At 43.9% G+C, this 23,965-nt stretch carries 20 protein-coding genes; 17 read left to right on the top strand and 3 right to left on the bottom strand.

Annotated elements, in window-relative coordinates:
* The first annotated feature begins 3 nt into the window (after positions 1-3).
* From ACFSR5_RS17585 to ACFSR5_RS17505, 17 genes are all read left to right on the top strand, one after another.
* Positions 4-1,545: a hypothetical protein gene (locus ACFSR5_RS17585; protein ID WP_380905780.1), complete on the top strand. Its 1,542-nt coding sequence runs from the start codon at positions 4-6 to the stop codon at positions 1,543-1,545.
* Positions 1,542-2,528 (top strand): nitroreductase family protein, encoded by a 987-nt coding sequence (locus tag ACFSR5_RS17580; protein ID WP_380905779.1) that lies wholly within the window; start codon positions 1,542-1,544, stop codon positions 2,526-2,528. The genes ACFSR5_RS17585 and ACFSR5_RS17580 overlap by 4 nt, the downstream gene beginning before the upstream one ends.
* On the top strand, positions 2,528-3,613 hold the full coding sequence (locus ACFSR5_RS17575) for a polysaccharide pyruvyl transferase family protein (RefSeq protein ID WP_380905778.1): 1,086 nt from the start codon (positions 2,528-2,530) through the stop codon (positions 3,611-3,613). Before ACFSR5_RS17580 ends, ACFSR5_RS17575 begins: the two co-directional genes overlap by 1 nt.
* A 7-nt stretch (positions 3,614-3,620) precedes the next feature.
* A complete protein-coding gene (locus tag ACFSR5_RS17570; RefSeq protein WP_380905777.1) occupies positions 3,621-4,880 on the top strand; it encodes a hypothetical protein in 1,260 nt (419 codons plus the stop codon).
* Positions 4,867-5,979: a glycosyltransferase family 4 protein gene (locus tag ACFSR5_RS17565; protein ID WP_380905776.1), complete on the top strand. Its 1,113-nt coding sequence runs from the start codon at positions 4,867-4,869 to the stop codon at positions 5,977-5,979. Before ACFSR5_RS17570 ends, ACFSR5_RS17565 begins: the two co-directional genes overlap by 14 nt.
* The gene (locus ACFSR5_RS17560; RefSeq protein WP_380905775.1) at positions 5,972-7,099 is read left to right on the top strand and encodes a polysaccharide pyruvyl transferase family protein; all 1,128 of its coding nucleotides are present in this window, start codon (positions 5,972-5,974) and stop codon (positions 7,097-7,099) included. The genes ACFSR5_RS17565 and ACFSR5_RS17560 overlap by 8 nt, the downstream gene beginning before the upstream one ends.
* A gap of 2 nt (positions 7,100-7,101) precedes the next feature.
* Positions 7,102-7,983, top strand: a complete 882-nt coding sequence (locus tag ACFSR5_RS17555) for a glycosyltransferase family 2 protein (RefSeq protein WP_380905774.1) — start codon at positions 7,102-7,104, stop codon at positions 7,981-7,983.
* A gap of 26 nt (positions 7,984-8,009) precedes the next feature.
* Positions 8,010-9,080, top strand: a complete 1,071-nt coding sequence (locus ACFSR5_RS17550) for an acyltransferase family protein (RefSeq protein WP_380905773.1) — start codon at positions 8,010-8,012, stop codon at positions 9,078-9,080.
* 11 nt (positions 9,081-9,091) lie between these two features.
* Entirely contained in the window at positions 9,092-9,880 is a 789-nt protein-coding gene (locus ACFSR5_RS17545; RefSeq protein ID WP_380905772.1) for a WecB/TagA/CpsF family glycosyltransferase, read from the top strand.
* Between the two features lie 17 nt (positions 9,881-9,897).
* Entirely contained in the window at positions 9,898-11,283 is a 1,386-nt protein-coding gene (locus ACFSR5_RS17540) for a nucleotide sugar dehydrogenase (protein WP_380905771.1), read from the top strand.
* Positions 11,284-11,346: 63 nt separating this feature from the next.
* A complete protein-coding gene (locus ACFSR5_RS17535) occupies positions 11,347-12,897 on the top strand; it encodes a capsule assembly Wzi family protein (RefSeq protein ID WP_380905770.1) in 1,551 nt (516 codons plus the stop codon).
* A 318-nt stretch (positions 12,898-13,215) separates the two neighbouring features.
* Positions 13,216-13,704: an adenylyltransferase/cytidyltransferase family protein gene (locus ACFSR5_RS17530; protein ID WP_380905769.1), complete on the top strand. Its 489-nt coding sequence runs from the start codon at positions 13,216-13,218 to the stop codon at positions 13,702-13,704.
* Positions 13,705-13,775: 71 nt separating this feature from the next.
* Positions 13,776-14,219 (top strand): adenylyltransferase/cytidyltransferase family protein, encoded by a 444-nt coding sequence (locus ACFSR5_RS17525; protein WP_380905768.1) that lies wholly within the window; start codon positions 13,776-13,778, stop codon positions 14,217-14,219.
* Positions 14,220-14,227: 8 nt separating this feature from the next.
* Complete coding sequence (locus ACFSR5_RS17520) at positions 14,228-15,226, top strand: mannose-1-phosphate guanylyltransferase (RefSeq protein WP_380905767.1); 999 nt, start codon at positions 14,228-14,230, stop codon at positions 15,224-15,226.
* A gap of 1 nt (position 15,227) precedes the next feature.
* Positions 15,228-16,106, top strand: a complete 879-nt coding sequence (locus ACFSR5_RS17515) for an aldose 1-epimerase family protein (protein WP_380905766.1) — start codon at positions 15,228-15,230, stop codon at positions 16,104-16,106.
* Positions 16,107-16,176: 70 nt separating this feature from the next.
* Positions 16,177-17,199, top strand: a complete 1,023-nt coding sequence (gene fbp / locus ACFSR5_RS17510; RefSeq protein ID WP_380905765.1) for a class 1 fructose-bisphosphatase — start codon at positions 16,177-16,179, stop codon at positions 17,197-17,199.
* Positions 17,200-17,399: 200 nt separating this feature from the next.
* Entirely contained in the window at positions 17,400-18,401 is a 1,002-nt protein-coding gene (locus ACFSR5_RS17505; protein ID WP_380905764.1) for an acyltransferase family protein, read from the top strand.
* A 469-nt stretch (positions 18,402-18,870) separates the two neighbouring features.
* Here the strand turns inward: ACFSR5_RS17505 and ACFSR5_RS17500 are convergent, their stop codons facing one another.
* The 3 genes from ACFSR5_RS17500 to ACFSR5_RS17490 form a co-directional block, all read right to left on the bottom strand.
* Entirely contained in the window at positions 18,871-19,683 is an 813-nt protein-coding gene (locus ACFSR5_RS17500; RefSeq protein ID WP_380905763.1) for a hypothetical protein, read from the bottom strand.
* A gap of 579 nt (positions 19,684-20,262) precedes the next feature.
* Entirely contained in the window at positions 20,263-21,381 is a 1,119-nt protein-coding gene (locus ACFSR5_RS17495; RefSeq protein ID WP_380905762.1) for a glycoside hydrolase family 26 protein, read from the bottom strand.
* Positions 21,382-22,629: 1,248 nt separating this feature from the next.
* The gene (locus ACFSR5_RS17490) at positions 22,630-23,820 is read right to left on the bottom strand and encodes an ATP-binding protein (RefSeq protein ID WP_380905761.1); all 1,191 of its coding nucleotides are present in this window, start codon (positions 23,818-23,820) and stop codon (positions 22,630-22,632) included.
* Positions 23,821-23,965: the final 145 nt, after the last annotated feature.

Raw genomic sequence — 23,965 nt, 5'->3', positions numbered from 1 at the left:
ATCATGACACAGCACGCAAAGAAGGTTATCCACAATACAGCATTTCTATACGGCAAACTGATCTTTTCCGCAGCCGTTACCCTGTATTCCACCAGGCTACTATTAAACTCTTTGGGAATTGCAGATTTTGGCATCTACAACCTCATTGCCGGCGTCATCTTGATGCTCACCTTCATCAACGGGGCCATGACCATCACCACGCAGCGTTATCTCTCTTTCCACCTTGGCGGCGGCGACCTCCAGCAGTTGAACAAAATTTTCAACAGCAGTGTCAGCATTCACTTTTTGATTAGTATGGGGATCGTACTCCTTTTGGAATCGTTAAGCTTTTGGCTCCTTCACGGATTTCTGCATATACCAGCCGACAGAATTTCTGACGCGGCTTGGTGTTATCATCTCATGGTCATCAGCACTTTTTTCACCATTAATGCCGTTCCGTACGACGCCCTAATAAACGCCAAAGAAGACATGCGTTTCGACGCCATCATTGGCATGGCAGAAAGTCTACTCAAATTTGTGGCGGCGTATTCCATCGCATTTTTCGATAGCCACAAACTTATCGTATACAGCACGGGCGTGGTTATCACCACCATACTGATACGTGTTGTCAAATCGCTGTGGTGCCGGCTTAAATACCGGGAATCGGCGCTTTCATTTCGGTGGCTGAAAGAGGGATACCTCTTTCGAGAGATGCTTTCCTATGCGAGCTGGAATCTTTTTGGATCTATTTGCTACGTTGCATCCAGCCAAGGAATCGCTATCGTCTTAAACCGCTTTCTAGGTGTCGGCATCAATGGAACCTATGCCATAGCGCAGCAGATGAACGCGCAGTTGCAGTCCTTTTCCGTCATCATTGGCAAGGCATTAAATCCCCAGATTGTTAAAAGTGAGGGCTTCGGAGATCGGCCACGCATGACACGCCTGGCCTTATTATCCTCGAAAAGTTCTACCTTCTTATTGCTTTTTATTGTTGTTCCCCTCGTTGCAGAAATGAACGGTGTTCTCACGATTTGGCTCGCACAAGTGCCTCCGCAAGCCGCAGTTTTCTGTACCATTATCTTAGTAAATGCATTGATCAACCAACTGTCAACCGGAATCAAGTCAGCCGTGCAAGCGACCGGAAATATTAAGCTCTATCAAAGTGTTGTCGGAACAACCGTCATGCTTATTGTCCCAATAGCCTACCTGCTTTTGCATCTAGGAGCCTCCGTATTTCACGTCCTACTGGCATCCACGGCCATGGAAATCATTTCACTTTCGCTTCGTCTGTCCATCTGTCGGCGTATTTCTGGTATATCGTACGCTAGGTTTCTGAACGACGTGCTGGCGAAGGTAATCTTGGTTGCCGTTCTTCCGATCCTAACGGTCATCATATGGCAGTCTACAGTAGCATTCTCCATCTTTAGGATGGTGGGTACGGTCGTCCTCCATACCCTCGTTTTACTAACCAGTATCTATCTGGTAGGCATGACCTCGAACGAAAAAACATGGGTCACGATGGCCATAAAAAAAATAAAAGGAAAAAAAATCAAACTCAGTGTATGAATCGCTTAAAAACACTACTCGGGAAAAACGCATTGGTCTATATGCGTGTTCTGCGCATCTACTTTTACGACCTAACCAGGTTCTACAAACAATCCAACGTAAAACAACTATTTCGCAACCAGGACGCTTACAAGGGCCGGTTAACCATCCTGTATCACGTTATCGAAAAAGGATTGACGATGCCCCAGACCCGACTCGGCTTCGGCGGACCGGTGGTGATGGATCTGATGGATCTTCTCGCACAGTTCAAACGGTTAGGATACGATGTGAACTGCATGGAATTTAAGCATAGCTCGAATGTGCTGGCCGAATATTTCACCTTCCATGCCGAGCGAAACTTCGAGTTACCTTCAGAATTAGCGGAGCGGTACAAGCAATTCCAGCACATGGTAACTGCCGGAAATGCTACCCAGCAACTACGCTTTACACGGACAGAATACTTTAGGCATAAAGATGCCTCTTTCGACCAGTTTTCCCTTTCCCGATATTCCTGCCGCAATTATTCCGACACGCCTATCCCACGGGAGGTTATCCAAAAGTGCATCAGGCTGGCGATGAAATCGCCGACCTCCTGCAACAGGCAGCTGAATCGTATTTATGTCGTCAGCGACCCAGCCATCAAAGAAGAGGTCCTAAAGCTACAGTACGGAAATAGAGGGTTCGGACACTTGGCCACTACGTTATTTATCCTAACCGCCAACATTTCCTATTTCCAAGGGGTAAACGACCGTAACGAATCCTATATCAACACCGGTATGTTTGCCATGTCTTTGCTCAACGCCTTACATCACAACGAAATAGGTGCATGTCCCTTAAATTGGAGCGTCGACCACAAGCGGGATGCTGCCTTGCGTAAGCTGCTATCCATTCCCGACAATGAACGGATCGGATTAGTGATATCGGCAGGTTATCTCCCCGAATCGTTTGATATCGCCTCATCCCCTCGCTTAGAAGTTGATCACATTGCTAAATTTTTTGCCTAATGAAAATCGGAATTGTCACCTTTCATAACGTATACAACTATGGAGGCATGCTACAAGCATTTGCCTTATGTCATTTCCTTCAGGAAACTTATAGCGCATGCTATTGCATCGACTATCGCCAAGACGCGCTCACAAAAAAATACAGACATCGGTTATGGGATAAGGAAAAATCTGTCAAACAGAATACAAAGCACTTTATCGCGTATTATCTGCTCCGAAAAAACTATGAGAAAGAGAAAAAATTCAACGCATTTCTATCGCGCCACATTCCGCAGACAAAAGCCGTCAGCAGCCTGGAAGCGTTTCAAGATGTAACGAAAGATTTTGACATCTTGATCAGCGGAAGTGACCAGCTCTGGAATCCACAATTTACAGGCGGGCAACTCGATCCGGTCTATTTTCTGGAAACGAACACAAAAGTTCGAAAATATGCTTACGCCTCGAGTGCTGGAGCGCGTATTTTTAACCCGTCCGAGATACGACAGATCCAACAGTATCTACAAGGCTATCATTCCGTGGCCGTACGTGAAGATTTCCTCAAACAGCAATTGCTTCCCGTCCGCCGCGATGTGGAAGTCGTTTTAGATCCTACCTTACTTCTCGATAGCGTAAAATGGCTGTCCCTACGGCAACATATTGGTGGGCTTCCTCCTCGGTTTGTGCTCCTGTATACGTTCGACAATGATGCCAAGACGATTGCAATCGCCAAACGTGTGAGCCAGCAGCTCCGGATTCCTATTGTTTCCCTGTTTCGGGTCAAAACAAAGCTAGAGATCGAGTACACGCGTGACAATCTTGGTCCACAAGAATTTCTAGATCTGTTAGACAAGTGCAGTTTCGTGGTGACCAACTCCTTCCATGGTACGGCTTTTTCCATCAATTTCCAAAAAGATTTCTTCAGCGTCTACAAGACGTCCAATCCACATCGTGTATTGAACCTGGTAGGCCAATTAGGCTTGTCGGAGCGGGTACTAAAAAGTTCAGAGGAACTTCCCGAACCTTCCGGGTGGAAAATTGACTACGCAGAGCCTATGCAGGCTTTGCATGTACAGCGCACTAAAGCCAAAGAATTTCTAACTTTTTAACACATATATGGAACTGCTGCAGAAACGAAATAGATTAACGGCCACGGGCGGATTTGTGCTCTTATTCTGTATGCTATATGTCCGTCTTTTTAGACCCATAGGTTTTACCGACGACGTATGGAAGCTCGTCTTCTATCCTGTGCTCCTATACCTCCTTGCTATCGTTTCCAAAGGATTTTTTAAATCGACCTATGTCGAGGTCTTCTCGAATCCGATTCGAATCTTCACCGGCATTATCGTGCTGTCGTCCATAGTTTGTATGCTGACTTGGGGGCAGAACATCCTAGATACGCTCGTCTCCTGTCTACCCTATTTTTCGTTTCTATTGTATTTCTACCTATTACAACGTAACCTCAAATTGAAGGAAACGGAATACATCATCTGGTGGTTCACCGCCATCTTTATACTATGCTTTTATCTCGCACTCGCCGCTGCCCCTACCCGACTTTTTCTCGGATACGGTGAAATCGGGAAAGAGATTGATACAGATCGGGGCCTATCTAGAATTCGTTTAACATTAATAGGCGGAGGCCCTTTGTATCTTGCCTTCTTCCTGGCGATCAATAAATTGAAAACTTCCAGAAAAAAATGGAAGTGGATCTCACTGATCGTGTTGTTCTTTTTGACAATTGTGCTTCAGCTAGGGCGGCAGGCCATCGTCATCAGTTCGTTTTTAGGTATACTGCTTTACCTAAAAGAAGCTGGCTTTGGCAAAAAATTGGTATCGATACTCGTATTATCGGGACTGATTTTCCTTCTGCCGATAATAGCTTCAAACATATTCCAAGGCTTACAGGAGCGAACGAACCAAGAACTCGAATCGCAAGAGGACGGGGAAGATAACGTCCGCATCGCGGCCTACAAATTCTATTTTAACGATGTGTCGCGAAATATCCTCAATGACCTATTCGGTAACGGGATGTTTTCATTAGGAAAATCCCGTTATGGAGATTTCGTCGATAAGAACGGACGTAGCCAGGGGATGATACCCGCTGATGTGGGTTACGCGTCGATTTTCCTGTATTTTGGCGCGGTCGGGCTCTTGTTCTTCTTTATTATACTCTACCGCGTTATCCGCTTGAAAGTCCCTCCGACATTTAGTTATGCAAAGTACTACATCTACTTTTTATTTCTGGGAAATATAGCCGGATCCACCCTTTTAGGCACCATCCCTACATTATGCTTAGCACTCTACATATTAAGTAAAGGTCAACTTTTCTATCAAGCCAAACTATCTAACATGAAAATATCCTATGCAAAAACTTAAGGTCATCCACGTTGTACACGATTTTCTTTTCGGGGGGATAGAAAGCTACTTATTCTATCTGGTGCAGGCGCAGCTACAAAACCCTGCGCTTGAAATTACGATCTTATGCTGCCAGCGAGAAGAAAAAGTAGCCAATCCACGTATCAAGGCCTTGCCGGTACACATTCTTTACGTCCCCATAAAGCCCTTCGATATCGGTATTGCCAAATATAAACGGATAAGTACGATCGTTTCAGGCTACGACATTGCACAATTACATATATTTAAGCCTCTCCTACTCATCGCGCTCGCACAATCCGGTTCACGGGTCGTCTTTACGGTCCATACCGCTGGAGCCGTTCGCCGGGAACAAACTTTTTATCAGAAGCTAAAGGCCCAGTTTCAAGTTTGGCAACTCAACAAACAATGCCACGGCATCGTCAACAATTCCCGCTATTCCCAACAATATTGGCAAGAGAAAGGTCTACGTGCCCCAAACAACGCCGTCATTTATAATGGCGTCCAATTCAATCTCTCGGTCGAAAGCGAGTTGGTATACGAACGTTATCCATTTTTACGCGGAAAGTTCATTGTTGGCACAACCAGCCGATTTATCAACTGGAAACGAGTCGATTATCTGATCCGGGGGTTTGCCAAGCTGGCACAGGAAAATCAAGAGGCCAGACTGTTATTGGTAGGAGACGGTACCGAGATGGACAACCTGAAGAAACTGGTGGACGAGCTACAGCTTAATGAGGCCGTTCTGTTTACGGGTTTCCAAAAAAACGTGACGGCCTATCAGTCGATCATGGATGTTTGCGTCTTTCCCTCCGTATCTGAGCCTTTTGGATTGGTAGCGATCGAATGTATGCACTTGGGAAAACCGGTCGTCGTCATGCAGGATGGCGGTGGCCTTACAGAACTTCTATCACAGGTGGAACCCGGCCACATTGTCGAGGACATCCATCAATTATCCGAACTTCTGCTTTCCCTTTCGCATCTCCCTTCAGACAACATGGCGCATTCCGGAAAGCGGGTAGCATTTGCAGAGCATTTTAACGTACTGAATATCGAAAAAGAATATTTCCATTACTATAAAACGATTGCCGCTTATGCGTAACATATTATACTATAAAGGCTATACGCAGTACCATAATATTGGAGACCAGCTTATTAATAGAAGCCTGCTGGATTATTTCCGAAAATTCAGCAAGGTCATTGTCAGTACCGGGGGGATGCCCCTGTTTTACACCGACGCCCTCGCATTGGAAGCCGAGGAACGTTCCTCCGCGTACGCAGGCAATTTCCACATGCAGCTGCTCTTACGCGCGCTCACCGCCGTATTTCAGAAAGATACGCGTATCTACTTTTTAGCCTCCCCTCCAGGCGATCAGTCGACCTACTCCTTTCTGGCCGGTTGCAAATATTTTCTTTCGGGAGGTCTTTATCTTTTGCTATATCTTTTAGGTGTCCGGATCATTAAGATAGGCTTTTCTATCGGTCCGCTCGGCCGTATGGCCAAGGCTGGTGAACGGTTCAGGGCACTTTTCATCCGCCATTACTATGTCCGTGATTCGATATCCCTTCGTTTTGTCCAAACGATGGGTATTAAACAAGCGAAATTATTCCCCGACCTCTGCTGGAGTTATCAACCTACGACTTATCCCCAGAACATGGACATTCCGTCTGCCGAATCGCCTAAAATCATGCTATCCTTCCGCGACGGCGTGCACAGCGAGCACCCGACAGAAACCTACCAGGACAGTTTAGTCAGCCTTCTCAGTCAGTTCGTTCACGCACATCAAGAGCAATATCGCTTTCAGGTCAGCTTTCAAGTAGCCTCTGATGCGACCTTTAGTGAGTTCCTTTATACCCACATAAAATCGTTTGCACCGGTTTCCTTTATGACCGAGCAAATTGATCTTGCTGACGCTTTCCAGTATCAGTCAGCGTCTCTAGTCCTCACCAACCGGCTACACGTTGCCCTCCTGGCAGCCAAGTTTGGTTGTCTGCCCGTCATCGTCACTGACATTGGTCGACATGTTAAAATTAAAGGCATTTTTCAGGACGCAGGACTCCATCCGCTGTTACTGGACACCCAACAGGCCCCTACAGATAATCTGACGCGGCTAGCCGGCATATTGACCAACAGACAAGTGTACCTCGCCAAAATCCAACAGGCTGAAAAAACATATGCGCAATTGTCCACAAACATTATGAATCATATTTTTTCCTCATAAACATGCTGTATTCCATCATCATTCCCCATAAGAACGCAGCAGATCTACTCGACAGACTGCTAGATTCTATTCCATCTCGCTCCGACCTGGAGGTTATCGTTGTCGATGACGGCAGTCACGATCAGGAACGCGTCAAACTACAGGAACTCTCTGGCCGGTATGCTTTTACTTTGTATACAAACCCACATGCCAATGGCGCCGGTGCCAGTCGAAACATCGGGTTGGAACATGCACGCGGTACCTACCTCATTTTTGCAGACTCGGATGATTTTTTCGGGCCAGATTTTGCCAGGGAACTTGATCGTATCCCGAGTTATGGTACAGACCTGTTATTTTATAATGTGCACTCCGTCGATTCCACGACGTATCGAGACGGTTATCGGCACCTCTTCTTCAATCAGCTCATCAACGATTATCGGCAGAAAGGCGCTGAAGATATACGCTACAAGTACTCCGTACCATGGGGGAAAGTTTACCGACGAGCGTTCATTGAAAAAAATCGGATCCGTTTCGCCGAGGTCATTGCCGGCAACGACATGTGGTTTTCCTGTCTGTGCGGCATCTTCTGCTCCTCTTTTACCGTGAGAGATGCAACAATTTATACTGTAACTGTGCGGGAGGGAAGCATTGTCAGCACTGTAAATCCGACCTATTTTTTATCCCGTTTCCAAGAAACACTCCGGGTAAATGACTTGCTCCGAAAACATAACTTATCTAAATACCAATACTCCGTACTTTACTTCATTTCGAACGCCCATAAATTTGGTGTAAAAGGGTATGTTGCAAAAAAAATACTTGCACACAGAAGCAACCTATTCATTGGCATCGAAAAGATATTTAGCTACAAAAAGGTCATGATCGACCGAGAAAATAGAAGGAAATAAAAAACACGATAAATAACCGATGCATTATGAAATTGGACAATAAAAACATCAAACAACTTGACGGTATCCGAGGCATCTCGATCCTAATTGTGTTCTTTTCGCACATAGGCCTGGGGCATCTTGTTCCCGGCGGATTTGGGGTCACCGTCTTTTTCTTCATCAGTGGTTTTTTGATCGCCAAATTGCTGCTGCATGAACTTCAATTATCAACCCGTATCAACTTCCGTAACTTCTATATCCGGAGAGCATTTCGACTGTATCCGGCTCTTTTATTTTTCACCGCACTGACTGTACTGGTGTTGCTGTTACATGGCGTAGGTCTGATTCCATCGCAACTGTTTGCTGCCCTGTTTTACCTAGAAAACTACTATTACGTTTATTTCATCAATTATCAGGAAGTCCATCTCCTGTACAGCATTTTCAAGATCCTGTGGTCGCTATCCATAGAAGAACATTATTACCTCTTCTACCCCGTATTTTTGGTTGCCACGCACAGACATACCGGGCTACATATCGGGCTTTCGGTGCTTCTTCTTCTTATCCCCTTACTTTTACGCATTCATTACGCAAACAGCCTGGTCGATCCGCATCTCTTTGAAAAATACAACTATTCCCTCACGCACACCCGGATCGACTCCATTTTATATGGTTCCCTATTGGCGTACTTGCTTTACAAAAGCAGATACAGCGCTAGAGCCTATGCCTTCTTGCGAAACCGGTTTGTCCTAATTATAGCCATTGCCGTCCTGTTACTCACTTTTATCTGGCGTGACGATGTGTTCAGGGAAACGTTTCGGTATTCCTTACAGGGACTGTTCCTCGCACCGCTAATCGTGTTTACCATCTATGGCGGCAATTCCTGGCTTAATCGCATGTTTTTCTGTAACGACCTGTTGGTATACATTGGCAAATTAAGTTATTCCATCTACCTATTTCATTGGCTCGCCATTCCGCTAGCGAGCTATCATTTCGTTAAGTTCGGTATGACCTGGCAAGCTTTCGTGGTGTTACTCACCGTGGGTCTATCTCTTTTTTCCTACTATCGGGTGGAAATGCCCTTTGTGAAACTGCGGAAGAAATTTGGTTCTAACGTATAAATCCAAACCTTATGGAAAAACATAAAATATTAAACATTGAGTTGCTGAATATCGAATTGCCAAGCCTGTTGCAACAATTAGAAAGAGGCGTGCTGATCACGCCTAATGTAGATCATTTGATGAAACTTCAAAAGGACAGAGGTTTCTATGAACTTTACCGCAAAACGGAATGGATCATCTGTGACAGCAATATCGTGCAGCTCGCGCTTCGCTTTTTGGGAAATCCTGTCCGACAGGTCATTCCCGGATCGACTTTTTTCCCGGCCTACTGCGCCCATCACAAAGACCATGAGCATATCCGCCTGTTCTTATTGGGAGCCGCTCCAGGTATAGCCGCAAAGGCTGCCGAAAACATCAATCGCAAAGCGGGACGCTCGATGGTGGTCGCCGCACATTCACCCAGTTATGGATTCGAAAAAAACGAAGCAGAGTGTTTGGACATCGTAGACAAGGTCAATGCATCAGGAGCCACCGTGCTAGTTGTGGGCGTCGGAGCGCCGAAACAGGAAAAATGGATTTTTGCGTACAAAGAGCTCATGCCCAATATACAAGTATTCATGGCGTTGGGTGCTACCATAGATTTTGAGGCGGGTACGCTCCAACGCGCACCTCGCTGGGTGCAGAAGCTGAGCATGGAGTGGCTCTACCGCTTACTAAAAGAACCGCGCCGCTTATGGAAGCGCTATATGGTAGACGATCTACCGTTCTTCTACTTGATCCTCAAAGCGAAGATGGGGCGGTATCGTGATCCGTTCTCCGGCAATATCGCGCCTCGTCATTTAACCTCTACCACACGATAAAACAATCAGACTGAACCATGATGAAAAACATAACAAAAATTACCTGTATCGGAGCCGGCTACGTCGGCGGGCCGACCATGTCTGTGATTGCGCAAAAAAATCCAGCTATCCAAGTAAAGGTAGTCGACCTGAACACCGCGCGTATCAGCGCCTGGAACGACGAGGATCTCAGCAAGCTGCCTATTTATGAACCGGGGCTTGCCCAGGTCGTCCAAGAAGCCAGGGGACGGAATCTCCATTTTTCTACCGATGTGGCCGGCGCTATTGCAGAAGCGGACATGATTTTTATTTCGGTCAATACGCCAACTAAAACCTACGGCAAAGGACGTGGGCAAGCTGCAGATCTCAAATTTATCGAACTCTGTGCGCGGCAGATTGCCGAGGTAGCGACATCCGACAAAATTGTTGTCGAGAAATCGACCCTACCGGTGCGTACTGCCGAAGCCCTAAAAAGTATATTGGACAACACCGGGAACGGTGTTAACTTTCACATCCTGTCGAATCCCGAATTTCTTGCAGAAGGAACAGCCATCGCGGATCTTCATGCTCCCGACCGCGTATTGATTGGAGGAGAACATCCCGAAGCGATTGCAGCACTGGCACAGATATACGAGGCTTGGGTACCGAAAGAACGTATTCTGACAACCAACGTGTGGTCATCCGAGCTTTCCAAGCTTGTAGCAAATGCCTTTCTGGCACAGCGTGTATCGTCCATAAATGCCATTTCCGAACTCTGCGAAGTAACAGGAGCCAACGTAGAAGAAGTAGCACATGCCATTGGCAAAGACAGCCGTATAGGACCTAAATTTCTGAAAGTATCAGTAGGCTTTGGAGGATCGTGCTTTCAGAAAGACATACTCAACCTAGTCTATATTGCGCGTTCGTATCACCTGGACGCGGTGGCGAACTATTGGGAGCAAGTCATTTTGCTCAATGACCACCAGAAGATGCGTTTTGCCGAACACATTATCAAAACGATGTACAATACGGTCAACGGGAAGCAAATCACCGTATTAGGCTGGGCATTCAAAAAAGATACGAACGATACTCGGGAATCAGCTGCTATTTACGTAGCCGATCATCTGTTAGCCGAAGAAGCACAGCTTGTCGTATACGATCCCAAAGTTTCGGCTGAACAGGTTTATCGGGATTTGGATAGCCTAGGGTCACGTACGCCTGCGGACAACCGGCGCCTCGTCCGGGTCGAAAATGATCCGTATATCGCTACTGCGAACGCCTATGCTGTAGCGATCCTGACCGAATGGGACGAATTCCGATCGTACGACTGGGAGCGCATCAAAAAACAAATGAAAAAGCCTTCCTTCATCTTTGACGGACGGAAACTGCTGGACAAAATAGCACTGGTCAACTTAGGATTTCACTACTATGCCATCGGCGAATAGTAAACGGGCTTATTCGTGTTTCTAACAATACGAACGTGGATAGCTTGACAAGTATAAAGCACTATGGATAAGAAAAAACGGACTATCGTACACCTTCTCGGATTTTACCTTCTCAGCCTAGCGAACATAGGCTATGCGCAACAAGACAGCCTTTCCCGGCACAATTTTTCCGTGGAATTGCAATCGGGCTACATTAACAATAAGGGTGTCCCTTTGTGGATGCGCTCCAACCAATACGGTTCTATACCGCTTAGCGGAGCGTCAGTAAGCGTTCTGGGCCGGGCATTTAAGGATTACCGCACGGTCGAATGGCAAGGAAAGAGCACACCCAATTCCCCTGTTGTCGATTGGGGCTACGCCATAGAAGGACGCGTTAATGCGGGGCGCAAATTTCAGGGACAATTGATAGAGGCTCATGTCAAAATGCGGGTTGCTATGTTTGAAGCGCGCGTAGGAAGAAGTAAAGATGTCATGGGATTGAACGGCGATACCGTCCTGACGTCCGGCAATTTTTCCGTTTCCGGCAATGCACTTGGCGTTCCTAAGTTCGAAATCAGCATTCCTTCTTATTATCGACTACCCTGGCTCGGTGGTCTGTTGTCCTTCAAAGGAAATTTTGCGACCGGCTACATGGGCAAAATGGATATGAATCCCAGCGCCTTTCGAGTGCCTACAAGCGATTACGCCGTCGAGACATTCCTTCATCAGAAATCGTTGTATGGGCGACTCGGCAAGCCATCTTGGCGCCTACAGCTATACGGGGGCTTCAACCATCAGGCCCAATGGGGAGGTGAAAAAAAACGGTATGGCGAAGACTACAAACTCAACTTCTTTCAAACCCTAACCCATGTAACACTAGGACAAGCGTACGGGGGTAAGGGTAATCCGATCCCACGTTCCAAGGTAGGCAACCATCAAGGATCTATCGATTTAGGGGCTTCCTACAATTTTGGACCGGTAAGTTTGATGCTCTATCGCCAAAGTTTTTACGACGTAGGTGCAATCTCTAAACTGGCCAATATTGCCGATGGTCTTAACGGAATCACAATGAAAAACAATCGTTACCAACCCAAAAGTCCTAAAAATTGGGATTGGGAGAAGCTCCTGTTTGAGTTTTTCTACTCCAAAGACCAAGCCGGCTACCCTTGGTCAAAGCCGACCAGTTCGGGGGATGAAGACTATTATAATAACTCCGAGTATATGGAAGGATGGTCCTATCTCGGCACCGGTATGGGGAGCCCGCTTATTCCAACGGCGGCCTCCGTTAGGCCAGGGCAGGCACATTATCCGAAAGACTATTTTATTAGCAACCGGGTGGTTGCCGGACATATCGGCGCCAGTGGTAGGCTATATCAGTGGCACGTACTAACAAAAATCACGTTGGCGCGGCACTTCGGTACTTTCGCAACCAGCGAATTCGGCAAATCGACCGGTAGCCACTTCCATCGTCCGTATGTCGATCGCTTCGAACCGGTCCATCAATTTTCGTTCTTTTTGCGGACAGAACGCGCCATTGATCAGAAAACCAGCGTTGGTGGATCATTCGCTACCGATCAGGGCAAACTATTATATAGTGGATCGGGCGTGCTCATCCATCTGCGCCGCACATTTTAAAAACCATTTTATACATAGGAAAGGAGGTCAACTATGTCGTAAAAAGAAATCATTATGCAGGAAGATCGACACAGAACTAAAAAAGCTTGGATTTAACGGATTTTTAATCTACAAATAACAAGAATCAATAGTTATGACCATATTTTTTTAGTATATTCGATTATCAATCCATGCCTGCAAGCAAAAAGTAAAATTTAGTACTACAGATTCTACGAATCTACAACTGTTTTAACGTCAGCGACAGATGAAACCATAAAAAAAAGGAATACATCTCGTGCTAATCGTGCTATCGTTTAAACTAACTTAACATTTTTTCTTATGAAAATTGGAATTACTTTTTCTGCTTTCGACCTTTTGCACGCCGGACACATCAAAATGCTGGAAGATGCGAAAGAACAATGTGATTATTTAATTTGCGGTCTGCAGACAGATCCTACCCTAGACCGGCCGGAAAAAAACAAGCCTACCCAGACCGTGGTAGAGCGCTACCTCCAACTAAAAGGATGCAAATTCGTGGACAAGATCGTACCCTATGCAACCGAGCAGGACCTGGAAGATATCCTACGCTCGTTTAAGGTTGATCTCCGTATCCTGGGTGATGAATACCGGGAGAAAAATTTTACGGGAAGATCCTACTGTGAGGAAAAAGGCATCGCTTTTTATTTTAACAGGCGGGATCATCGTTTCTCCAGTTCGGGCCTACGGCGTGTGGTGGCCGAAAGAGAAATGGAACGGTTCAGTACCATCATCCCCTTAGACAACACGGTACATAATGACGTAAAAAAGACCAACAAAAAAGCGCAATAAAGAACTAATCCGTAAGGGTATACCCTTGCAGTACCTTATTAGCTCGCAAAAAGCATTAAAAAAATAAAGTTATGAGAAGAGGAATCACATTTGGGGTCTTCGACCTCCTCCATGCCGGCCATATCATGATGTTGGCCGAAGCCAAGCAGCATTGCGACTACCTGATCGTCGGTTTGAATACCGATCCCTCTGAGGTAGATCCGACAAAAAATAAACCTACGCAGTCCATTGTCGAACGGTTTATCCAATTGGAAGGTTGTCATTATATCGATGAAATCATACCCTATGAAACCGAACAGGATTTAGCGGATATGATTCAAGCTTTGCCCGTCCAGGTACGCTTTATTGGTGAAGAGTACCGCGACCGCGACTTTACGGGCCGACGATACTGTATCGAAGAGGGTATCGAAATTTATTACAACAAGCGTACGCATCGTTTTTCCAGTCATGGGTTGCGGAAAGTCGTTGCTGACAAGGAAGCCGAGAAAAGAAACATACAATTAGCCAACAGTTAAACATTTCCATGGGTACTACGATTCATGTCATCTTATCCGGAGGGGTAGGAAGCCGCCTTTGGCCGCTGTCCCGAAAAAATAATCCAAAGCAGTATTTACCCCTGTTCAACGAAGGCTCTCTATTCGCAATGACGGTCCAGCGTAACACGGCACTGACCAGCAAAGTTATCGTCGTAGGCAACCGCGACAATTACATCTTGAGCCGCGAGGCGTTGGCCAATCACGACATTCCGCATCAGCACATCATAGAAGCCACGCCGCGTAACACCGCAGCGGCCATCGCCTTCGCTGCGCTGGCCTCTGATCCTGACGATATTTTGCTCGTCACGCCATCGGATCATGTTATCCTGGGAGACGAAGATTATGCCCAGTCGATCGAAGAAGGCATCCGTAAGGCCGAAGAAGGGTATATTGTCACCTTTGGGATCAGCCCCACCCGTCCTGAAACAGGTTACGGTTACATCGAATACGAACAGGATCAGGTCCTTTCCTTTCGGGAAAAACCGAATCACGATACGGCTGAAGATTTTATCGAACGCGGAAATTTTTTGTGGAACTCGGGTATGTTCTGCTTTCGAGCCGATGTCCTGCTCGAGGAGCTGTATCGCTTCGAACCGGCGATTTACCGTGCCGCACAGGACGTTTGGAAACAACAACAAGAAGGACGTTTGGACGAACAGCTTTCAAAAAAAATTCCGTCCATGAGCATCGATTACGCAGTGATGGAGCGATCAAAAAAAATCCGCGTGGTGAAGACGCAATTTCAATGGTCCGACCTAGGTTCGTTCGAATCCTTGTATGATTACTTTATTTCGACCGGGTATCCCGTAGATGAACACGGCAACATGGTGATCGGAACCGATTTATATACGGCATTTGTCGGACTAAAAAATACCATCATCGTCTCCACACAAGATGCACTACTCATGGTACAAAAAGAAAAATCCCAAGATGTAAAGAAGGTATACAATACCTTGGAAAAGCATCAGTCTAGGTTGATCGATTAATATGGATTCGCTGTACACTCTAGAAAATGAATCGCTTGCTGCGGCTGTAACAGCGGTTGGTGCGGAGCTGCAAAGCCTCGTTCACAAAAGCCGTCGTCGGGAACTGCTTTGGCAACGTGACGCCGCCTATTGGGCGAGGTCATCCCCCGTCCTATTCCCATGTATTGGCGAACTAAAGAACGGAGGGTATACCTATCGGGGAAACAGCTATGTGCTGCCTAAACATGGGTTTGCACGCGACCGGACGTTTCAGTTCCTTAGCAAAAACGAGCAAGCCTTATCTCTCGGCCTTTCTTCCGATGCAGCGACACGCTCTTGCTATCCCTTTCCTTTTGAGCTGCGCATACACTATATGCTGGATCAGCGTCAATTAGCCTGCACTTACGAAGTGTATAATCCCGGGACCGAATGCTTACTATTTAGTATAGGCGGCCATCCAGCCTTCCAGTTGGAGCAGCATGAAGGCCAACGTTGGTCGGATCATACCCTTCATTTCGAAGCCGATCAGCACCTCCGCCGTTATTTTCTTCAGGATGGACTACTCCGAGAGGATCATGAACGGTATGCACTCGATAACGGACGTCTCCCCCTCTCGACCAATATGTTCAGTCAAGACGCTTGGGTCATCAAAGAGCTGCAATCCACCGGTGTCACCTTGCTGGGAAGTGACGATGTTGTCCAACTTCATTTCGATTTCGAAGGCTTTCCTTATCTCGGGCTTTGGGCGCCGGTTGGTGCTCCATTTTTATGTATCGAACCTTGGTGCGGCTTGCCCGACGGCGTAAGCCACAACGGAAATTTGGATCAGAGGGAAGGCATACAACGGTTACCGAGTGGAGCGCTATGGCAAAGAACTTGGCGCGTGAATGTGCCCGCCTGACAGGGTCCTTTTTACAGGTTGTCAGACGAAAAAAAAACAACAGAATAGTCAGACGAATAAAACAAACACTATGACCACATTTAAAACGCTAGGACAATTCATCATCGAAAAACAAGCCGATTTTCCGTATGCCAAAGGAGAACTTTCACGACTCCTGCGCGACATTGGGATTGCCGCCAAAATTGTCAACAGAGAGGTCAACAAAGCCGGACTTGGCGATATCCTCGGCGATGCCGGTGCAGTAAACGTACAAGGAGAAGGCCAAAAGAAACTTGATGTCTATGCCGACGAACAATTTATCCGTGCACTGACCAGCGGCGGCGAATGCTGCGTCGTTGCATCCGAGGAACACGAACATCCGATCTATATAAACTCAGACGTCTCGAAGAATGCAAAGTATATCGTTTGTATAGATCCGCTTGACGGCTCTAGCAACATCGATGTAAATGTTTCGGTCGGCACGATATTTTCAATCTATCGGAGGCGATCAACCGGTGGCCAGGCCATGCCTGAGGACATCCTTCAACCCGGCAATCAACAGGTTGCCGCCGGATATGTCGTATACGGCTCTTCTACGATGCTGGTCTATACCACAGGGAATGGGGTAAACGGCTTTACGCTGGATCCCAGTATAGGAGAATTCTGTCTCTCGCATCCGGACATCAGAATTCCTGATCAGGGCTATATATATTCCATCAATGAGGGAAATTATAAAAAATTCAGCGAAGGCATAAAAAAATATATAAAATATTGTGAGGCTGAAGATCCGCAAACACGGCGTCCATATGCCTCCAGGTACATTGGATCCTTAGTTGCCGATATCCATCGTAATCTATTACTCGGTGGTATTTACATGTACCCCCATACGCTATCGCATCCCCAAGGAAAACTCAGGTTACTATATGAATGCAATCCGATAGCCTTCATCGTGGAACAGGCCGGGGGCAAGGCGACCAATGGAACGGAAAGGATCTTAGACCTTATACCAAATCAATTGCATCAACGATGTCCATGCTTTATGGGTAGCAAACAAATGGTCGACATGGTGGAGTCATTTATACAACGTGTGGATCCTGCATCGGTTATGACCTGACAACGACCGTTATCTGGTCTATGAATTACGTGTCAGTTTTGGGTGAATGCGTTATGCACCAGATAAAAGATACCTCGTTTATCTACGGCGGTTTGAGAGTTCTGCCATAAATGGACCATTGCTTTCAACTACTCAACCTCATAGTATAATCCAAACAAACTTAGAACCACTGCACATATCCATTTTGAACAAGCATATTTATGGAAAGAATCAAGTCTCTCGACATCAGTAAAGGAATAAGTATCTTATTAATGACCTTTAGTCATTTGTTAGTCATCAAAAAGCATCCGGAGCTTACAGAATTAAACATTCACTATTTAATGATATTTAAAATGCCGCTGTTCATCATCATTTCCGGCTTTCTCTACAGTAATAAAAGGACTTTACGTACCTATGCCTTATCAAAAGTTGATTCCCTATTGAAACCAACCGTGAACACGATTGCTCTTTTCTCCTTATTTGCTCTTCTGTTTTCAGGAAGTTCCCCTAACGTACTGACCAGCATCAAAAATGCAGTGGCACAAGCCATTGTGCTCGCGTTCCCCTTATGGTTCATTTTCAGCCTTTTCCTTTCCTTGTTAATTTTCAGGTTGATTTTCTATGTCTTGGAAAGCAAAAACAATGACGTTAAATTTCCAGTCATTTTCTGTATACTCCTGATCTTATCTCTTTTGAATGTATACAACTTAAAATATTATTTTTTCAACCCCTCGACCATTATATACTTTTTACTATATCTGTCTATAGGTTACCTCATAAAAACAAAACATTGGCTGAACGGTCTCCTATCAAAACATGTATGGATATACTCGGTTCTTATTTTTTTCACCTTTATACTCGCAAAACAAAAGATCGACATTAACCTGAGTCTGACAAATAATGTCTTCGCGCCGTTTTTTTTAACCTTATTATATTCGATCGTAGGCACAATCATGATATGGAATGTCTCCAATCTGATCGCCAGACAGAAGTGGTTAGCGTGGTTTCTTAATCTATGCGGCCAGAGTAGCTTTTTTATTTTAAGTTTTCACATCCTTTTCGGAAACGTCCTTATCCCAAAGCTATTACCCCAAACCAACCAGTCCTATTTTTTCGATATACTCACACTGATCTTAACGATAGCCGGGTGTATTCTAATAAAAGAGGGGTTCGCAAGAATCAAAATTACACGGTACTTGTTTCTTCCGAATCAGAAGTACTAGTTTTTCCTTGTATTGTTATGTAACGATCAAGAAAGGCACCTTTTTCAGGAGCAATTGATTAACAAACAGATTCTGTTATTTCGGTCATTGCTGTCACATTAAAGTCTGAAGAAGTTTGGTTCATCAGTTTTTATCGCAATTGGCCATAACTCTATATTGTGGTGTTCGAATAGATAGATTAAACTCCGATTTTACAAACAGCATATTTTCGTAGCTTCTTGCATCAAAACCGTTTTCCTTTGCTTGTTCACTCTTTTGTTCACTTTTACTGTTTGTAACACTTTCTAATAGTTGAAACCCCGGAGTTTCCCATGCTTCGGACAAAGCCTGTCCTTTATAGTCCCTAAATTGGTCGATCGTATATTCAATAATATTTGATATATTTTTATATTGATTATCTGATCGATTTTACAAATTTTCATATTGGTTTATTGAATAACGCATCTTGGCAGAGAATTTAGCTTCGAGATTATTCTAATTTATCCGCATTCTTTAAAAATTTAGCACTCTGAAACCCGAATTTGGCAATTAAGCTATTCAGATTATTTTTGCTGTCACTGCCCAACAAAAAATCCGGAGCATTTCCTGCCCTAAACCACCCGACCATATCAAGTGTCCGGTTATAAAAAATCGTATGCTCGTAAAATTTGAAATCGGGCAATCTTAGCAATAGATCCCCAAATTCCTTTTCCACCTTATCATCCCGCTTTATACCCGTAATTCCTTTTATTTTGGTTTTAATAACGTTTCCCTTGTTGACAATAATAATGTTTGCAAACAGCGTTGTCAGTTTCTGAAACAATGGCATATCATCTTTTTGATAAAACCAGTACTTTTCGTAGGACAGGCTCCAGCCATTTTTAAGGTCAATACCATAGACCGGATTTTTGGTATTTTTTGCCGTCGCATATATTAAAACATCGGTTTTAAACCAGCATTCATCCGTGTAATAATCTTTAACAACCACGCCCTTTTCTATCCAGAAATTTTCGATAGTCAATAGCCGGAACTTTTGGAACTTCAAAGTTTCTTTCGCCAACTCATCGATATTTTTACCAATATTTGCATACAACATTCTGATTTCAGCGGGTAAGATGTTGCCTAACGCTCGTTCCAAAAAATCAAATTCCGTCTCATCTATGCCTTTTATTTGCAGAAACCCTGCTAATATAGCAACCCATTGTGCCATTTTATCCAAATCTTTGTCATCTGCTTTGCGATTTTTAAAGGTATTCGGGGTATTGGCTATTAGATCGTCTATTGATTGAAATTTTATTTCCATTGCCATTCAATTGTTAAACACACTTTCTTTTTAAAACTCCTTCTTTAAAAATGTAAAAAGTTTTTATTGGTTTTCTGGTTACAAAACATTCGTCGAATTGAGCTTGACTTTCAGTTTCGCTCTTTAATTTATTCACTACAAAACTATTGCCAAAATTTTCAGTAGAAATCCTCCAAAGCGACTGAATCAGAAGATTATGCTTCCAGTGATATAAGAAGTAAAGCTAAAAAAAGATAGGCCAATTCTCTTCTCACTTCGCTAACAGCCTATTTTGAGAAAGATGGTTTGAAAACCTCAACGTGACACCCCCGACAACCCTGATTTTTCTACCAATCGTTTCAATGCTTTAGATACGGCTTTAGACGAACCCAAATTATGAAAATCTTCCATAAACAATAGCATCAACTCTTGGCTTTTCAATATTCGCAACTATTTTATTATCAACACCTTTAAATTTTCTTATTGATTTTTTTGTTGTAAAAACAGTGAAAATTTTCGACAAACATGGGCTACGATTTTAATTTTTTTGATCCAGGACATAGAGCAACCTGCTGGAATTAAGGGCCAATTACATCTACATTAACTAAAAATATTAAGCATCCTGACATCCTTTTCCATCAGGATCAGGGCATTATCTATCAGCGCTAAAAAGTCTTCTTTGTTTGGATCGGAAGGAAAGCTCATGTAATAGTTCTTAGGCGTATTGGCCCAGAAACTACAAGCGATGAGGTCCTCCGCAAAATATTGGGCAGCACGTGTAGTAAAGTAAAGCTGTTCCTGATAATTTTTACGCCCACATTCGGCAATAAAGCACCCCTTATCCAGCTCTTTGGCACTGCTCGTGAGCACGTGAAGCGATTTGCTAAGGGCTTGCTGAAAGTCGGTAGGACTAAATTTCGGAGAGTCGTAAAAATCCATGGACAGCAGATCTATATATTGATTGCCAGGATACCGCTCCTTAAAATCCGATACCTTATAAACCTTGTCCGTGTTATACACCCAGAGCACGTTATCCACCCCCTTTTCCTTGGTGAGGTAGTCGTGCGTCAATCGGTATAAACGAATATATTCTTCAGACGAACATTGTTTACTCCCCCACCAAAACCAGTGGCCGGAACATTCATGAAAAGGTCGGAACAGCACGGGAATATCATGTCCAGTTTCATCAACGAGCTGTCCGAAAAAATCAGCCAACACATCCAGCCAGCTTAAGTAAACGTTCTTTACGCGTGCATCCGTTAACACCTGTTCAACGGTGTTCCCAAAATCTTTAACCTTACCCGCTGCCGTTCTGTTCTTTTGGTCATGAGCCACATCGATTGGATTACGTGTATGCCAAGAAAGACACACCGGCAGCCCTAATTTCCGGCAATATTTGATCGCCGCGATCAGTCGATCTACGGTACCGTCCAACCATACCTTTCCGTTATTGAGCTCCATCCAGCCCAGGTCGTAACTGACCATGCCCGGAAATTGTCCACAAACACGCTTGATATCTGAATCCGCTATCGTTAGAAAACCCGACCGCGTTAGCGTATTGGTACTTTGATGCCCTAAAATCACGCTTGCACTTTTTCCAATCTTCTGCAAATGATACAACAGATTTCGGGTGTTGTGCGTTGCATAACGATTCGAGGGATTGAGCCAAATTTGTTTGGATCTTTTGGCGTGAGAAGAGGTAGAAAAGAGCGTGTTCATGGAATCAGGAGATTATTTTAGCCGTGCAGAGCAACTTGTACTACAAAACTTTAAGATCGTTATTTTTCCCGTAGGATCCAACATTTTTCGCCTAAATCAAGTATCATATGGTACCACCCAAAAAGCGGCGACTACGTTTTTGCAAATACAACCGTAGCAGCTCCCGCTTTTGCCGATCTGCTTCCCTCCCTCTGCTCCTGTTCGCTGAAACTCTTTCCTATTCATAAAGGTGCGCAGTTTGATTAGGCGTATTAATACGCTAATTGCTCAATTCGCGTCTGCGCGTAGAGGATGCGGGGATTATATTACTTGAATACAATAGTAATACAGGAAAGTGGGATCCAAAAGAAATAACCACGCAAAATGGTCAAACAGTTATAATTCCAAACCCTTGTTAATAAATTAACTATGAATAACTTAACAAAAATCCTAATGCTTTCAATTTTCGCGATTATTGTAGCATCTACAGGTACTGCTCAAGATTTCAAACAACTACGACCTGAAGATCATGTTATTAACAAAACATCAATCAATTTGAAAGGACATGGGAATCTATAAACAGTCCGTTCATCCTAACTCTCAATCTCAGTAAAGCCTCTTTACTTGTAGGAAGTGTGAAGATTGATTGCATTATCGGATACCATCAACTCATTATCGATAATAAAATTTTGTCTATAAGCCATCCGCCGAAGGACACAAGCGAAAGGATTAAATCTGCAACTTTTTCGGCAAAGGGACATAAATCGAATGCAAATATAATTGAAGGCTACTTTGCCCTAGATATTAACTCAACAAGATACAAGGCTAAGATCAATATGTTAGAAACTAAAGATGAGCTGATTTTGATCCTAACGCCAAGTACCTCGCAGGGAGTCATTATCAATAAAGAGAAAACGGAGGACGTTTACAAGCTTCCTAGCAAAATCAAATTAAAGCGGAAGATATAACGTTTATTAGTTCAACGATATTAAAAGCCGTTTGGGCTCCAGTTACCAAACGGCTCTCTATCTATCCCAAACAACAACTGGCTATTATTAACGAGATAGCCAAACTGACATATAATGTTGATTGTAGCGGTAAATGTAACTTTGCAATCTGTAAAAAAAGAAGGGTCGTTTTTCCAGCCCCTCGCGCGCCTGTTATCGTAATAAGCCGGTTCCCCAAATCTATTTGGCGAACATGATAACGTTGTATATCCAAAAATACACGGGCCAGTCTCGATTGAAATTTCAATTTAATTTGAGAAGGCTAATACATAAATCCGAATAGCCAAACCGGAAGGATATTCCCAAATCCTATTTCTATACTATCTTTCACTAGGTAGGAATTTGCCACGTTTGCTATTTGTTTCCTGGTTTTGTTTTTTCCTCCAATTTCAAATGTATAGGTTTGGTCAACAATAAAGTCCGCAGTTTCTGGAAGGTTTATTTCATGTAAACCTTTGAATTGGTTTAAGAAAAATGTTTCACGGACGTTACCTATGTCTGTGTTCTCTTTTGCCAATGCATACATCAAGTTACTATTGTTCAAATATAATTTTTCAGGTTTAGTCAATACGCCGATTCCCGAGGTGTCTTTATACAACTCATTGACGAGCCCGGCACGTTCCAAAAGTTTTATGCTGTGTACTAACAAATTTCGTGAAACACCTACTTTTTCGCTCAACTTCGTAATATTAGGCGTAAACGGAGCACTGGACGCAACTGTAATAAGTAGTTTTTTCAGCTTCACCAACGTGTCGTATTGCAAACTCTCCACTGCATTGATATCTATTTCGATGATCAAATTAATGGTATTTTGCAATTTTTGTATGTAGAGAGTTTCATTTTCTTTGTAATAAGGGTAAGCTCCCGTTTTCAGATATTTTTCAAATAGCGGCAATGGTTTTATTGCATCCAAAAGCCCTGTTGTTATACTGTGATGGTTTTCTAAAATTTCAGCTAATGAATACGTCGGCAATATCTTCTTGGTCTCAAAGATAATAAACTCCCGAAACGATAATTCCTTCAGATTATAAGTAACGGCTCTTCTACTTAAATCCGACTCTGCTTTGTAAATTTCAAGCATTGAAGAGGAGGTAAAGATCATGTTGAGGTCAGAAAAATTGTCATAAATGAGCTTTATCTCTCTTGACCAATTAGGATACTTGTGAACCTCGTCCAACAATAAATGTGTTCCTCCAAATTGAGCAAATTGTTTAGCAAGATCATAAAGTTTATTATCAAAAAAATAAATGTGATCTAAACTGACATATAATGTTGATTGTGACGGTAAATGTAACTTTGCAATCTGTAAAAGAAGGGTTGTTTTTCCAGCCCCTCGCGCACCTCTTATCGCAATAAGCCGGTTTCCCAAATCTATTTGGTGAACAAGATAACGTTGTATATCTAAAGATACACGGGCCAGTCTCGATTGAAATTCCAATAACAGCGTTTCCATAATTGCTTTTTATAAAAAACAATTATACCTAATTTTTGTTAAATACAAAAAGCAATTATAGATATATTTTGTTAAATACAAAAAGCAATTATTCTTATTTCTAGCTTACTGTAAGAAACAATTTCATAGAAACTACAAATCTGCC

Source organism: Sphingobacterium suaedae (assembly GCF_042684625.1).
Classification (GTDB): domain Bacteria; phylum Bacteroidota; class Bacteroidia; order Sphingobacteriales; family Sphingobacteriaceae; genus Sphingobacterium; species Sphingobacterium suaedae.
This window is presented reverse-complemented; position numbering and strand designations above follow the sequence as displayed.